The organism is Hoeflea sp. AS16, from assembly GCF_038900095.1.
Classification (GTDB): domain Bacteria; phylum Pseudomonadota; class Alphaproteobacteria; order Rhizobiales; family Rhizobiaceae; genus Hoeflea.
In genome coordinates this window covers 363144-376196 of sequence record NZ_JBBMQQ010000002.1, presented here as the reverse complement: position 1 = coordinate 376196, position 13053 = coordinate 363144, and the positions used below count along the sequence as shown (strand labels likewise).

Here is a 13053-nt window from a genome sequence, read left to right as displayed (position 1 = left end):
TGCGCCCGGGCAACCGGGATGGTGGTCTCAGTCCTTGTCTTTCTGCTTGGTTCGCTGGGCGTAATCGGCGGTGCGCCCGGCCAGGTTGGCGTCAAAGTCCAACCCGATTTCCTCGCCCATCTGCTTCATTGCCGGCAGCCGCACGGCCATTCCGAGGATCTGGTCCATCGCGGCGCCAAAGGCGTTGTCGACGCCGGTGCCGCCGGCGCTGCCGGTAGCAGGACCTCCCATGCCGCTGATCTGGTTGATGCGAATGGAATCGATCTTTTCGACCGGCTTCATCATCTGGGTCATGATCTCGGGCAGCCGGTCGAGCTTGCGCTCCTCAAGCCGCATCCGGATGACGGATTCGCTCAGTGTGTTCTCGGCCTGGTTGAGAGCATGACGTCCGGCGGCCTCCGCCTCCATGCGCCGCTGCTCTGTCTCGGCAATGGTCCGGGCAACCTCGGCCTCGGCCTTGGCCTTGGCCAGCATGGTGTCCACGTCGCTCTGGACCCGTGCATCTTCCAGGGCGATATCCTTCTTCTGCCTGAGGCTGGAAATTTCCTGCTCCCGCTCGACGATGGCGCGCTCTTTCTGCACCTGCACCCGTTCGGCCGCGAGCAGCACCTGCGCCCGAGCGTCCTCTTCCGCTGCCTTGGTCGAGGCCTCCTCGATCCGTCGCTTGGCAAGCTGGACCTCGTTTTCGATCCGGGTTTCCTCAAGCGCCAGCACCGCCGCCATCTCGGCACGCCGCAGCGCTTCGTCATTGGCAACCTGGGCTGCCTTCACCCGTTGCGTCTTCTCGATCCGGGCCTGTTCGGTCGCGAACTCGGCCTGGGCCTCGGCCTGGTCCGATCGCGCCCGGGCTTCCGACTGCATGCGCTTGAGATGTTCCTGCTGGGCAATTTCGGCTTCCTGTTCGGCGCGCTGCAACTCCAGTTGCTTCTGATGCTGCGCCAGCCGGCTTTCGCGGATGGCGATTTCGGTCTCGGTTTCGACCTTGACCCGCGCCTTGCGCTGTTCGGCGACCATTTCGGCAAGCCGCCGCATGCCCTGGGCGTTGAAGGCGTTGCCTTCGTTCAGCTGGCTCAGATCGCTCTGATCAACGCTGACCAGCGAGGTCGAGACCATGACCAGCCCCAGCCGCGCGGCATGCTCCGCCACCGATTGCGTCACTTCCGAGGTGTAACCGGAACGGTCGAGATGAATGTCGCCCAGATTGCGCCTGGCCGCGGCGTCCTGCATGGCGTTGATCAGGGCACCGCCGACGACCTCGCGGATTGCGTCGCCACCACGAGCGATCCGCATTCCCAGCACCTGCGCAGCGGTGGCGATGCCTTCCGGCGTCGGCTCGACCCTCAGCTCGAATTCCATTTCGATGTCGGCGCGCAGCTGATCTTTCGTCAACAGCGATTCACGCCCCTTGCGGTGGACCGGAAAAGTCACCGACCCCATCGAGACCCGCTGGATCTGGTGCAGGATCGGCAAGGCGAAACAGCCGCCGTCAATGATGACACGCCTGCCACCCAACCCGGTGCGGACAAGCGCCGTATCCAGCGTCGCCTTGGCGTAATAGCGCTGCAAAAACCAGATCGCGATGATCAGCAGGAGCGCAAGAGCGAGCAGCGAAAAAAACCAGACCAAGGCCAAATCCCCCAACGGCATGTCGATTGCCTTCCCCCTTTTGAGACCGGAGGTATCGGCGTCACATAACCATGGAGAATTTTATTTTCCTTTTCAAGTAAAATATTTTCCAATTCAATTAAATTGGCAAGCCACTGATTTATATCTGTTTTAGCACTTCAAACATGATCCCGTCGGCGCGGGCCAGATAGATCGGGGCACGTGCCACCGGCCGCTTCGGAGAAAAGGCGCGCTTCACGCTTCGATAGCGGAAGGCCGGTCCGGAAAGGATGTTGCGCCCACGCCAATCAGCGGATTTGTCGTCCATCAGCGCCGACAGGTAATGAACCCCCTCATAGGTCGACTGGCCGATGACATTGAGCACCGGAGCCTTGTCGCCGTGCAATCCGTAATAGCTTTCCTTGAAGGCGCAGTTGCCATCGGTTCTCAGCGAGCCGAAATAGCTCGCCGAGGAAAAGAACCGTTTGAGATTGCGGTCGCCACAAGCAAGCAGCCCGTTCTCCTCGATGCAGCATGACAGCCGGATCATCTTGCCATCCAGTCCCGCCGCACCGAATGCCCGGTTGAAGGTCACGGCATCCTGGCCGACCAGCGAGATCAGCAGCGCCTCCGCCCCCGAATGCGCGATTTCGTCGACATAATGCGCCATGTTGCGCACGCCGAACGGCAGGTAGCGCTCGTAGCAAAGGCCGACGGACAGTTCCTTCAACCTGGTCTTGGCATAGGAATGGGACGTGTGCGGCCAGACATAATCATTGCCGATCAGCGCCCAGCGCTTGGGCCTGAACTGCTGCTGCAGCGTCTCGATGGCGGGGCCCAGCTGCTCATGCGGCGTTTCGCCGATGGCAAAGATCCCGGGCGTGTTCTCGCCGCCCTCATAGAGCGGAGTATAGATATAGGGCACCCGCTGGCGCACGACCTTGCTCAGCCGTTGCCGGATGGCGCTGATATGCATGCCGACGATCGCGTCTATGGCGTTGGCCTCGATCAGGTCATTGACGACTTCCTCGACCGGTTCCTTCGCCTCGAGCGCCGAGTCGATCATGATCAGCTGGACCTGGCAGCCATTGATGCCATTGCCGCGATTGATCTCTTCCACGGCGAGCTGGGCCGATGAAATGCACGACGGCGCCCAAAGTCCGGCGGATCCGCACATGGGAATCAGCAACGCCACGCGATAGAACCCCGCCGAGCTCACAGAAGCCCAGTCGCGAAGGTCATTCAGCTCTGCCGGAAATGCCACTGTGGCCCGGGAAAACTCCATGCACGTGTCCCCTATCAGCCGTGCTTGTTGGTTTTTCTTCATTGCAATTGAAATTATTTTCCAAGTCAACTATTTTCTACGCACCACGTCTTCTGGGAAGTGACATGAAAAGCCCGATCGAATCCTACATCTCGTACACATTGGCCGCAGCGCACCGCGCCGTACACCAGTCGCTGACGGCAGCACTGAAGGAACACGGGGTGCAGGTGGAGGTGTGGCGCGTGCTCGAGACGCTGGACGCACAACCGAGTCAGACCATGGGCGAACTGGCCAAAATCGTGCTGATGAACCCGCCGACATTGACCAAGATGGTCGACCGCATGGTCATGGACGGGCTGGTGCACCGTCAGGCTGGAAAGAGCGACCAGCGGCAGGTCAACCTGATGCTCACCGATCTGGGGCGCAAACGCATGGCCCAGATCCGCGACGTGGTTCAAAGTCAGGATGATGCGATTTGCAACCTGCTGGGCGAAAACGAGGTGGCGAAGCTCACCGATATCCTCGGCCGGTTGATGTGACGGCAAAACCTGGGGGAGACGCCCGGCCGGCCTAGATGCTTTTTCCGATCTCCAGCATGAACTCCCGCATCAACGTTGCCTCGACATCAAATTCCTGATGCTCTTTCCAGGTAAGGTATTCCGTCAATGGCGGGATGTCACAGGGCGGATCGAAGCAGACCAGATCCTTCAAATGTCCGATCTGGCTGAGAAGCCGCTTGTGTATGGTTGCAATGTTGGCGGTGCCGGAGATGTAATGCGGAAGCACGACAAAACTGGGCAGGGACGCGACAATCTTGATGTCGAAATTCTGCTCATCCAGCCAGTTCTCGAAATGACTTTTGCCTTCGCCGACAAAGAAGTTTGTGACCACATGCGGCGAATCCTGGAACTTTTCAAACGTCAGCCCGGTCTTGCAGACAGGGTTGGTCTTGCAGACAATGCACTCGAAGCCATCCTCGAACAGCGCGGCACGCTTGTAACTCGCTGCCGACCAGTAGGAAGGCCCGATCATGAAATCGATCTTGCCGCGATGGAACCTGTCCATCGAATCCTCGCTGAACGGCACCACCGCCAGCGACACGTCTGGTGCAACCAGGGAAAGCCGCTTGGAAACAGCCGACAGGCAGACGGCGGCCACATAGTCTGACGCGATCACCGTAAACTGGCGGTTGAGCGACACCAGGTCTGTTGTGGCCCGCATCCGTGAAAGCGCGCGAAGCCGCGTCACCATTTCGGGCACGATGCCCGCGATCGACTGACCGAAGGGTGTCGGGCTCATCCTCTGGCCGTCGTAGAAGAAGATCTCGTCTTCGAAATGCGCCCGCGCGCGTTTGAGCGCGCTGCTGACCGCAGATTGCGTCAGATTCAGCTCCGCGGCCGCATCAGTCACGCTGCTGGTGCGAAACAGCGCGTCAATGACGACAAGCAGGTTCAGGTCGAGTTTCTCAAGATGCACGAGGTATTAACATCATCACTGACGGGTAGCGTCAATATCAATTTCCTTACTTTGCGGCATTCGCGTTAAGCTCCGGCCCAAGTCACGGCTGCAGGGAGGAGCCCGGCAGCGCGTGGTCTTTTTGGGAGGACACCATGAAATTTGCCGGATTGGGCGCTGCTGCGCTTATTCTCCTGTCGTCGACCGCCGTGTTTGCCGACAATTACAACGTCACCATCGTCGCCGGTCATCCGCCGGTCTTCCGCTGGGTGAAGATGCTGCCGGAGGCATTCATTCCCACAGTGACCGAGAAACTGGCCGAAGCTGGCCACACGATCACCTTCTCGGAGCAATATGGCGGCGCGATTGCCGGCGTCGGCGAAGAGCTTGAAACCGTCGAGGCCGGCCTGGCCGAAATCGGCGTCTGCTCCAGCCTGTTCGATCCTGCCAAAATGGCGGTTCAGAACGTTACCTATTACACGCCTTTCGTCAGCGCCAATGCGCGTCTTGTTGCAGACACGATGCACGACCTCCACGTCGAGGATGCCCGTATGCAGCAGGCCTACACGGACAACAATGTTGTCTATCTTGGCGCACCGACATCGATTGACGATTACACCCTGATGACCAATTTCCCGGTCAACTCGCTGGCCGATCTCGAAGGCCGCAAGATTGCCGCCCCCGGCGCTGCCATCAACTGGCTGTCGGGCACCGGCGCGGTTGGCGTTCAGGGCAACCTGACCACGTATTACAATGAACTGCAGACCGGTGTGTATGACGGGGTGATCGTTTTCGCCTCCGCCGCTTTCCCGGGCAAGCTTTACGAAGTCGCCCCCTACATCACCAAGGCCGGGCTTGGCGCCCAGTACGCCGGCTCGCTGTGCGCGAACAAGGATTGGTGGGATGGCCTTCCGGAGGACGTGCAGTCTGCTTTCCGCACCGCATCCGAGATGACTGCCGAATGGTACATCGGCGACCTTGAAGCCTTCGTCGATATTGCCTTCAACAAGATGGCCGCCGCCGGTGCAACGATCACCGACGCCAGCGACGAGCTGCGTGAGCAGTGGGCAAGCGGAATGGACAATGCCGCCAGGACATGGGCCGAAGGCCTCGACGCTGCCGGCAAGGACGGTTCAGGCGTACTGGCCGAATACATGGACCGCATGCGGGCCGGGGGCGCCAAGCCGCTGCGCGACTGGGACAAAGAATAAATGTCATCGCCATCCCTCCCCCTGCGTGTCCTCAATCTGGCCACGCAGGGGGCAAATATCGGCGGCACGATGTTGATCGTCGGGCTGGTCCTGATGATCTGCATCGACGTGCTGGGCCGCAACCTGTTCGGCACACCGCTGCCCGGCGTACCGGAGATGGTGTCACTCTCTATCGTGGCCATCGTCTTTCTTCAGGTGCCCCAGGCGCTCAAGGCCGGACGGCTCACCCAGTCGGACGCCGTGATCACCACATTGCGCTCGCGCGCACCGCGCGCAGCCAATCTGCTGGAGATCGTTTTCGAGATCCTGGGACTGCTGGTCATTGGCGCAATTCTCTATGCCCATTGGCCAATCCTGGTCAAAGCCTTCACCCGCAATGATTTTGTCGGCGCCGTCGGCAATTTCACCATGCCGACCTGGCCGGCCAAGCTGATGATCATGATCGGCGGAACGCTGCTGGCCCTGCAATTTCTCGCCCGGATCATCCAGCGTGTAACCAGGGGCGCAATCGAATGACCGACTTTGCCATCGGCATGATCAGCCTGCTGGCAATGGGCACGCTGGTTCTGGGCGGGCTTTATGTGCCGATTGCCCTGATCCTGTGTTCCTTTGTTGGCGTGTGGGCAATCAAGGGCACACCGCTTCTGGCCGCCAAGATGCTCGGCCTTGCCGCCAATGACGCAATCTCCAGCTATTTCTTCGGCGTGGTTCCGGTCTTCGTTCTGATGGGCTTCCTGGTGTCGGAAAGCGGCATGGGGCGCGATGCCTTCGATGTCGCAAACGCCATGTTCAAACGCATCAAGGGCGGGCTTGGCATCGGCACCATCGCCGCCAACACGATATTTGCCGCCATAACCGGAATATCCATTGCCTCGGCTGCCGTATTCACCAAGCTCGCGGTGCCGGAGCTGCGCCGCCATGGCTACACCGCCCGCTATTCCGTCGGCGTGGTGGCTGGCAGCTCGGTGCTCGGCATGCTGATCCCGCCAAGTCTGTTGATGATCCTTTACGGCCTGCTGGCCGAGCAATCCATCGGCGACCTGTTTCTCGCCGGTGTTGGTCCGGGCCTGCTTCTGGCCCTGCTGTTTGGCGTCGGCACGATTCTGATGGCCTATCTCGCGCCCGGCTTCATTGGCCGCGCGCTCAGTTCCGGCACCGAGACGATGCCTCCGTCCGAAGTCATCTCGAAGGGCATGCCGATTGCACTGCTGATCGGCCTTGTCCTGGGCGGGCTCTACCTCGGATTCTTCACACCGGTCGAAGCCGGCGCGGTGGGTGTGGCCGGGGCCTTGATCATCGGCGTCGCAAAACGCCGGCTGTCGCTGGCGGCCCTGTGGCGGGTCCTGGTTGAAACCGGCCTGATCACGGCAGCTATATCGTTCCTGATCATTGCCGCGCAGATGTATTCGCGGATGCTCTCCTTTTCCGGTGTCCCCGCCCAGTTCGGCGTGATGGTTGCCGGCGCCGACATGAGCATGCTGTCGATCATCCTGCTCTATGTGCTGGTGGTGATCCTGTTCGGCATGATCCTCGACAGCGGCTCGATCATGCTGATCCTGGTGCCCTTGATGTTGCCTGTGATGGCCGGGCTGCATGTCGATCTGGTCTGGTTTGGCGTCATCACGGTCATCGCCGTCGAAATCGGACTGCTGACGCCGCCCTTCGGCATCTCGGTCTACGTGATCAAATCCACCCTGAATGACCCCGACATCAGCCTGAAGGACATCTTCATCGGTGCGGCTCCCTTCGCCTTGATGATGCTGGTCTGTCTGGGCCTCGTAATCGCTTTCCCGGTTATCGCAACCGGACTTCTGGGGCGCTGACCCCTTTCAAACGGAGAGTCTCATGAAACTTGTCGATCTGTCCCGGCCGTTGGAAAACACCGATTACGCCGACCCGCCCGGCCTGGGGCCAAAGATTGCCTACATGGGTCATGACACCACGGCAGAGCAGGTGCTCGGATTTTTCCCCGGAGTCACCCGCGACCAGTTGCCTGGCGGCGAGGGCTGGGCGGTCGAACAGGTTACCCTGAGCACCCACAACGGCACCCATCTGGATGCGCCCTACCATTTCCATTCCACAATGGACGGCGGCAAGCGCGCCATCACCATCGACGAGGTGCCGCTGGAATGGTGCTGGGGCCCGGGTGTGAAACTGGATTTCCGTCATTTCGGCAATGGCTATGTCGCCACCGCCAAGGACGTGGAAGACGAACTTGCCCGCATCGGCCACACCTTGCGCGAAGGCGACATCGTGCTGGTCAACACCGCCGCAGCCGACGCCTATGGCACGCCCGCCTATGTCGGCACCGGTTGCGGAATGGGTCGTGAGGCCACGCTCTACCTGACCGAACGGGGTGTGCGGGTGACGGGAACCGATGCCTGGAGCTGGGACGCGCCTTTCACGCACACCGCGGAGAAAGTGGCGGAGACCGGCGATGCCTCGCTGATCTGGGAAGGTCACCGCGCCGGAATGGTGCGCGGCTATTGCCACATGGAGAAGATGGCGGCGCTGGACACCCTCCCCGCCTTCGGCTTCGAGGTGATCTGCTTCCCAGTCAAGGTCAAGGATGCAAGCGCCGGCTGGTGCCGGCCGGTGGCAGTCTTCAGGGACTGAGTGGCGCCGACACCATCATCCGCTGCGCCGCGGCGGCAGTGGTGACGACCGACAGGCCCTGAAACTTCTTGGGACACGGAACTTTCAGGGCCACCAGATCGCCGCCGTTGCCGCGGTTCCAGCCCCTTCCGGCCTGGCGGACACCGACCGGACCACGAATTGAGGAAGCACCAAGTGCACATCGTTACCCGAACCGAAAATCCGCCGGAGCTGCAATCTTTCGAACCGTATGAAAAAGCCAGGATCAAGCCGGGTGAACCCGTCTGCTTTCCCTACCATGTCATCGCCGAACCAGGCGAAGGCCAGCGCAAGCGCGGCGTGATCCTGAGCCCCCGGCCCGATTACAGCAGCTGGGAAGTGATATGCGACGAAGGCACGGGGATGGGCGGGGACGATACGGCCCCCTCGCCATTGGGGTATCTGATCATGGGCGTTGCCTTCTGCCTGCTGACCCACATCAAGGGCTACCTGCACAAGGCCCCCATGCAAATCAGCAGGATCAAGGTCGAGATCCGTGCCGAGTACGCCACCCTGCAGCCTGACCCGCAGAACGGTGGACAAGGCGTGGGGCGCTGCGACGCCTACAGCTGTCACGTGCTGATCGACAGCGACGAGCCCGACGAGAAAATCCGGGAGCTTGTCGCAATCTGCCGCGATGCCTGCATGGCGATTGCCACGATTGCCAATGCCGTACCGACAACAACCAGGGTTTTCGTCAACGGCGCGACCGATGGAATAGCCGTTTGAAGTTTGCCGACGGAAACATAACCGATCAATTCAGGGTGCAGGATCTCACGCGAGACGGCGCCCGCGAAGACGACACAAGGAGCACATGCCAATGAAATTCGTTACGCTCGCCAACGGCACACCTGACGGACGGCTTCACATCGCCTCGCGCGACGGAAAGCACGCAGTCGCTGCGGAAAAGGTCGAGACCCTGCAGCAGGCGCTTGAAACATGGACTGAAAACGCCTCGGCCTGGAAATCCCAGTATGACAAGCTCAATGCGGGCGAGGCCCCCGGTGCGCAGCCGCTTACCGCCGATGCCATGCTCGCGCCGTTGCCGCGTGCGTGGCAATGGCTCGACGGCTCGGCCTTTGAAACCCACTCCTTGCTGCTGCAGAAAGCCTGGGGCCTGCCCGAAGTCGGCCTCAATGAGCGCCCCTTGATGTACCAGGGCATGTCCAATCGTTTTCTGCCGCCAACGGCAACAGCGGTCTTTCCCTCGGCCAAGGACGGGATCGATTTTGAAGGTGAATACGGGGTGATCCTGGATGCCGTGCCGATGGGTACCAAGGCCGAAGATGCCGGGAAATACATCCGGCTGATCGTTCTGATCAATGACTGGAGCCTGCGCGCGCTGGGTCCGATCGAGATGGCCACCGGCTTTGGCTGGCTGCAATGCAAGCCCGCCTGCGGCATCGCACCTCTCGCCGTCACACCGGACGAGCTGGGGACGGGCTGGCAGAACAACCGTGTCTGCCTGCCACTGCAGATCCGTCTGAATGGCGAGGAATTCGGCCGCACCAACGGTGACGAAATGAAGTTCGGATTCAACCAGCTGATCGCCCATGCCGCCTATTCGCGCGATCTGCCCGCCGGTACGATCCTTGGCTCCGGCACGGTTTCGAACAAGGACTACGAGAGCGTCGGTTCAAGCTGCATCGCCGAGCGGCGTGCCATCGAGACCATCAAGCACGGCGAAGCCCGGACCTCGTTCATGCAGCATGGTGACCGGGTCGAGATGCGCGCTGAAACCGCCGCCGGTGACAACCTCTTTGGCGACATCACCCAATCCGTCTCCGTTCTGGGCTAACAATTGCTCGAGCCGGCCTGCTCACCCACGAGCAGGCCGGTCATGACACCAGGCAGGCGGGACATCGGCTTTCCCGCCAGTCGCACATTCCCCAAGCCGATATTTACTCACCGCCCTCGAAACATGCGCGTCAGCTTTCGGGATTGTACTTCCGTACCAGGGCGCCGGTCTGTTCCTCTGTCAGAAGGTTCGGCGACAGGCCACGGCACATCAGGGTCAGCTTTGCCGCTTCCTCCATCTCTTCCATGGCATAGACAGCCGCATCGAGATCCTTGCCGCAAACGACCGGTCCGTGATTGGCGAGAAGAACCGCCGAACGCTTGCCAAGCAGACCGCGCACGGCGTCACCCATGGCCGGATCGCCGGGCATGAAATAAGGCAGCAGCTTGACGCGGCCAAGCTTCATCACGCTGTAGGCGGTGATCGGCGGAATGACGTTGTCCGGATCGGTCTCCGGCAGCACTGACAACACCACCGAATGGCACGAGTGCAGATGCACCACCGCGCCGGCACCATACCGGGTTTCGTAAAAGGCACTGTGCAGCGGGATTTCCTTGGTCGGCGCATCGCCGCTGACCAGCTGACCCGTCGTGTCGATGAGACTGATGCGCGCCGGATCAATGAACCCCATGCTGGAACCGGTTGGCGTAACCAGCAACCGGCCATCGGACAATCGCACCGAGATGTTGCCGGACGAGCCGTTTGTCAGTCCGCGGTCAAACATCGATTTTGCCCAGCGGGCTATTCCGTCCCGGGCCGTGGTTTCCTCGCTCATTGATCCCCCGCCAGCTTTGCCATGGCCGTTGCAAAAAAGTCCTCGTCACCGAAATTTCCGGATTTCAGCGCGATCACCAGCGCCCGGTCGTCGACCCTCAAAGCCGGAACCCCGGCTGCAAGCCGTATCCCGACAGCCAGTGTCCCGGCCTCAAGCCCCTTGACCACCGCGCCGGAGGTTTCACCGCCTGCCGAGACAATGCGGCTAACCCCGCGACGCGCCAGTTCGGCGGCAAGGTCATGAAACAGGCCCTCGATCCGGGTGGCGACCACCGTTTGGCCATAGCGCTCCTGCGCGGCCTTGACCACTTCGGGCTCCGCCGAGGAATAGACCAGTGGCGCATCATGCGTCTGCGCCATCACCCAGTCGGCAACAGTCTCTGCAGTGTGAGTACCGGCCATAATCCCTTCGGCGGTCAATTCAAGCGAAGGTGCGGATTGCTTGTATTTGCCGATTTGCGCCCGCGTCGCCAGCGAACAGGAGCCAGACAGGACCACGCCCTTACCCGAGACTCCGGCCCAGGACGGAGAGCCGGGCTGAAAACCGAAATTGCGCGGCAGCCCAAGCGCGATGCCCGAGCCACCGCACAGGAGCTTGCGGCCCTTGGCTGCAGTGCCGATGGTATAAAGATCGTCATCCCCGATGGCGTCGACAATGAACATTGCCGTCTGCGTCTCAAGCGTCGTGGATACCGCCTCGGCACCCACCGAAACTGTCCGGATGGGCACATGCGCCACCGGCCAGATTGTCTGGCGCGCCAGCACGCGCCGCAGGTCCGGATCGGTCATCGGCGTCAAGGGATGGTTCTGCATGCCGCTTTCATTCAGCAGCCTGTCGCCGACGAAAAGGTGCCCCTGGTAGACACTTCGGCCATTTTCCGGAAAGGCCGGACAGACGATGACTGCGCGCTCGTCCAGGCGCACGGCCAGAGCATCGAGGACCGGGCCGATATTGCCCTTGTCTGTGGAATCGAACGTTGAACAGACCTTGAAGATGATCTGCTCGGCACCTTGCGCGACCAGCCAGTCACAGGCCTTCAGCGATTGCTCGACGGCATCGGCAACCGGTGCTGTCCGGGATTTCAACGAGATCACGGCCGCGTCGCAGGCCGGTGACGCTTCGCCCGGAATATCCGCCAGCAGAAGCGTGTTCATGCCGGCTTCGGCAAGGGTCAGTGCGATGTCGGAGGCACCGGTGAAATCATCCGCGACAACCCCGATCTTCACAGCGTGAACTCCCTTGCCGGACCCGTATCGAGCCGCACGGCATAGTCTGCCCCTGCCCGCTCGAACAGGCTCATCACCAGCGGATCGTGGCCGGGGATGAGCAGGCTGCGGTCACTGGCAAGCGCCGATATCCGGTCGAACCCGTCAAGCATGTTCTGCATGTCGACAACGATCGGAAAAGGTTTTCTGGAAAACACGTTTTCATAGTAATGCGCGGCGTCAGACGCCAGGCACAGCCATCCCGACGCCGTCCGCACCCGAACCGCCTGCAGTCCGCGCGAATGGCCACCGATGCAATGCACTGTCACGCCATCGGCAACTTCGCCGTCGCCATCATGAAAAATCGCCCGCCCCGAATAGACCCGCTTGACCGCCTCGCAGACATGATCGGCGGAAAACGGCATCCGCAGCGTGTCGTGACACATGCAGGGCCCGGTGGCGTATGCCATCTCGGCGGATTGTAGGTGAATGGTCGCGTTGGGAAACTGGTTGAGACCACCCGCATGATCATAGTGCAGATGGGTAACGATGAGGCGGGTGATGTCTTCGGGTCTAATGCCGATGCCCTGCAGGGCGGCGGCAGGTTCCCGGATGATCGGCCGCTCCCGGCGCCGGGCTTCGGCCTCGTCATAGCCCGTATCGACCAGGATTACCTCATCGCCGCATTTCAGCACCCAGATGAAATAGTCCATCGCATGCGGCTGGTCATGATTGTCATCGAAGATGAAACTGTCCTTGCGCGTGCGGCTGTTCCGGTCGGCATATTTGAGCGCATAGACTTCCCAGATCATCGGTGGACCTGCGCGAAAGTCCGCACATCCTTGGCCTCGACCATCGGACCACCGGTCGTGCCGAATTGCTGGAAATGCGGAGTCTGCTGGTGGGCTTCGAACGCGGCGAGATCCGAGTAAAGCTCGTAGAGAAACACGCTGTCAGGCTGCGCCTCGTCGGTGCAGACATCAAACTGATGGCAACCGGGTTCGTCCCGCAGCGAGGCCCGTGCATTTTCGAGCATCAGCGGCATGAACTCGTTGATCATGCCGGCCTTGATTTTGAACGTCACAACGACAGCAAACATAACAACC

14 protein-coding genes are annotated in these 13053 nt (G+C 61.0%); 7 read left to right on the top strand and 7 right to left on the bottom strand.

Annotated elements, in window-relative coordinates:
- Positions 1 to 27: 27 nt before the first annotated feature.
- A complete protein-coding gene (locus tag WNY80_RS07155) occupies positions 28 to 1626 on the bottom strand; it encodes a flotillin domain-containing protein (protein ID WP_342886660.1) in 1599 nt (532 codons plus the stop codon).
- 139 nt (positions 1627 to 1765) lie between these two features.
- Positions 1766 to 2890 (bottom strand): substrate-binding domain-containing protein, encoded by a 1125-nt coding sequence (locus WNY80_RS07150; protein WP_342886659.1) that lies wholly within the window; start codon positions 2888 to 2890, stop codon positions 1766 to 1768.
- A 104-nt stretch (positions 2891 to 2994) separates the two neighbouring features.
- On the opposite strand from WNY80_RS07150, the gene WNY80_RS07145 reads away from it, so the two are divergent.
- Positions 2995 to 3408, top strand: coding sequence for a MarR family transcriptional regulator (locus WNY80_RS07145; protein ID WP_342886658.1), 414 nt, complete (start codon positions 2995 to 2997; stop codon positions 3406 to 3408).
- 31 nt (positions 3409 to 3439) lie between these two features.
- Here WNY80_RS07145 and WNY80_RS07140 read toward each other — a convergent pair whose 3' ends face one another.
- Complete coding sequence (locus WNY80_RS07140; RefSeq protein ID WP_342886657.1) at positions 3440 to 4345, bottom strand: LysR family transcriptional regulator; 906 nt, start codon at positions 4343 to 4345, stop codon at positions 3440 to 3442.
- 134 nt (positions 4346 to 4479) lie between these two features.
- Between WNY80_RS07140 and WNY80_RS07135 the strand changes: the two genes are divergently transcribed.
- The 6 genes from WNY80_RS07135 (at position 4480) to WNY80_RS07110 (ending at position 9967) form a co-directional block, all read left to right on the top strand.
- On the top strand, positions 4480 to 5535 hold the full coding sequence (locus WNY80_RS07135) for a C4-dicarboxylate TRAP transporter substrate-binding protein (RefSeq protein ID WP_342886656.1): 1056 nt from the start codon (positions 4480 to 4482) through the stop codon (positions 5533 to 5535).
- On the top strand, positions 5536 to 6051 hold the full coding sequence (locus WNY80_RS07130; protein WP_342886655.1) for a TRAP transporter small permease: 516 nt from the start codon (positions 5536 to 5538) through the stop codon (positions 6049 to 6051).
- Complete coding sequence (locus WNY80_RS07125; RefSeq protein WP_342886654.1) at positions 6048 to 7358, top strand: TRAP transporter large permease; 1311 nt, start codon at positions 6048 to 6050, stop codon at positions 7356 to 7358. Before WNY80_RS07130 ends, WNY80_RS07125 begins: the two co-directional genes overlap by 4 nt.
- A gap of 22 nt (positions 7359 to 7380) precedes the next feature.
- Positions 7381 to 8151 carry a cyclase family protein gene (locus tag WNY80_RS07120; protein ID WP_342886653.1) on the top strand — a complete coding sequence of 257 codons (771 nt, stop codon included), beginning with the start codon at positions 7381 to 7383 and terminating at the stop codon, positions 8149 to 8151.
- Positions 8152 to 8325: 174 nt separating this feature from the next.
- Positions 8326 to 8898, top strand: a complete 573-nt coding sequence (locus WNY80_RS07115; RefSeq protein ID WP_342886652.1) for an OsmC family protein — start codon at positions 8326 to 8328, stop codon at positions 8896 to 8898.
- A gap of 91 nt (positions 8899 to 8989) precedes the next feature.
- Positions 8990 to 9967 (top strand): fumarylacetoacetate hydrolase family protein, encoded by a 978-nt coding sequence (locus tag WNY80_RS07110; protein WP_342886651.1) that lies wholly within the window; start codon positions 8990 to 8992, stop codon positions 9965 to 9967.
- A gap of 130 nt (positions 9968 to 10097) precedes the next feature.
- On the opposite strand, the gene otnC is transcribed toward WNY80_RS07110, so the two are convergent.
- The 4 genes from otnC to WNY80_RS07090 are packed head-to-tail and all read right to left on the bottom strand — an operon-like array spanning position 10098 to position 13046.
- Positions 10098 to 10742, bottom strand: coding sequence for a 3-oxo-tetronate 4-phosphate decarboxylase (gene otnC / locus WNY80_RS07105; RefSeq protein ID WP_342886650.1), 645 nt, complete (start codon positions 10740 to 10742; stop codon positions 10098 to 10100).
- Entirely contained in the window at positions 10739 to 11968 is a 1230-nt protein-coding gene (gene otnK, locus WNY80_RS07100) for a 3-oxo-tetronate kinase (protein ID WP_342886649.1), read from the bottom strand. The genes otnC and otnK overlap by 4 nt, the downstream gene beginning before the upstream one ends.
- The gene (locus WNY80_RS07095) at positions 11965 to 12759 is read right to left on the bottom strand and encodes an N-acyl homoserine lactonase family protein (protein ID WP_342886648.1); all 795 of its coding nucleotides are present in this window, start codon (positions 12757 to 12759) and stop codon (positions 11965 to 11967) included. Before WNY80_RS07095 ends, otnK begins: the two co-directional genes overlap by 4 nt.
- Complete coding sequence (locus WNY80_RS07090; protein ID WP_342886647.1) at positions 12756 to 13046, bottom strand: putative quinol monooxygenase; 291 nt, start codon at positions 13044 to 13046, stop codon at positions 12756 to 12758. The genes WNY80_RS07095 and WNY80_RS07090 overlap by 4 nt, the downstream gene beginning before the upstream one ends.
- Between the last annotated feature and the right edge of the window lie 7 nt (positions 13047 to 13053).

Coding starts and splice junctions, on each gene's coding strand:
- WNY80_RS07150 (WP_342886659.1), bottom strand. CDS start 2,890: ATGGAGTTTTCCCGGGCCACAGTGGCATTTCCGGCAGAGCTGAATGAC.
- WNY80_RS07090 (WP_342886647.1), bottom strand. CDS start 13,046: ATGTTTGCTGTCGTTGTGACGTTCAAAATCAAGGCCGGCATGATCAAC.
- WNY80_RS07135 (WP_342886656.1), top strand. CDS start 4,480: ATGAAATTTGCCGGATTGGGCGCTGCTGCGCTTATTCTCCTGTCGTCG.
- otnC (WP_342886650.1), bottom strand. CDS start 10,742: ATGAGCGAGGAAACCACGGCCCGGGACGGAATAGCCCGCTGGGCAAAA.
- WNY80_RS07145 (WP_342886658.1), top strand. CDS start 2,995: ATGAAAAGCCCGATCGAATCCTACATCTCGTACACATTGGCCGCAGCG.
- WNY80_RS07120 (WP_342886653.1), top strand. CDS start 7,381: ATGAAACTTGTCGATCTGTCCCGGCCGTTGGAAAACACCGATTACGCC.
- WNY80_RS07110 (WP_342886651.1), top strand. CDS start 8,990: ATGAAATTCGTTACGCTCGCCAACGGCACACCTGACGGACGGCTTCAC.
- WNY80_RS07125 (WP_342886654.1), top strand. CDS start 6,048: ATGACCGACTTTGCCATCGGCATGATCAGCCTGCTGGCAATGGGCACG.
- WNY80_RS07130 (WP_342886655.1), top strand. CDS start 5,536: ATGTCATCGCCATCCCTCCCCCTGCGTGTCCTCAATCTGGCCACGCAG.
- WNY80_RS07095 (WP_342886648.1), bottom strand. CDS start 12,759: ATGATCTGGGAAGTCTATGCGCTCAAATATGCCGACCGGAACAGCCGC.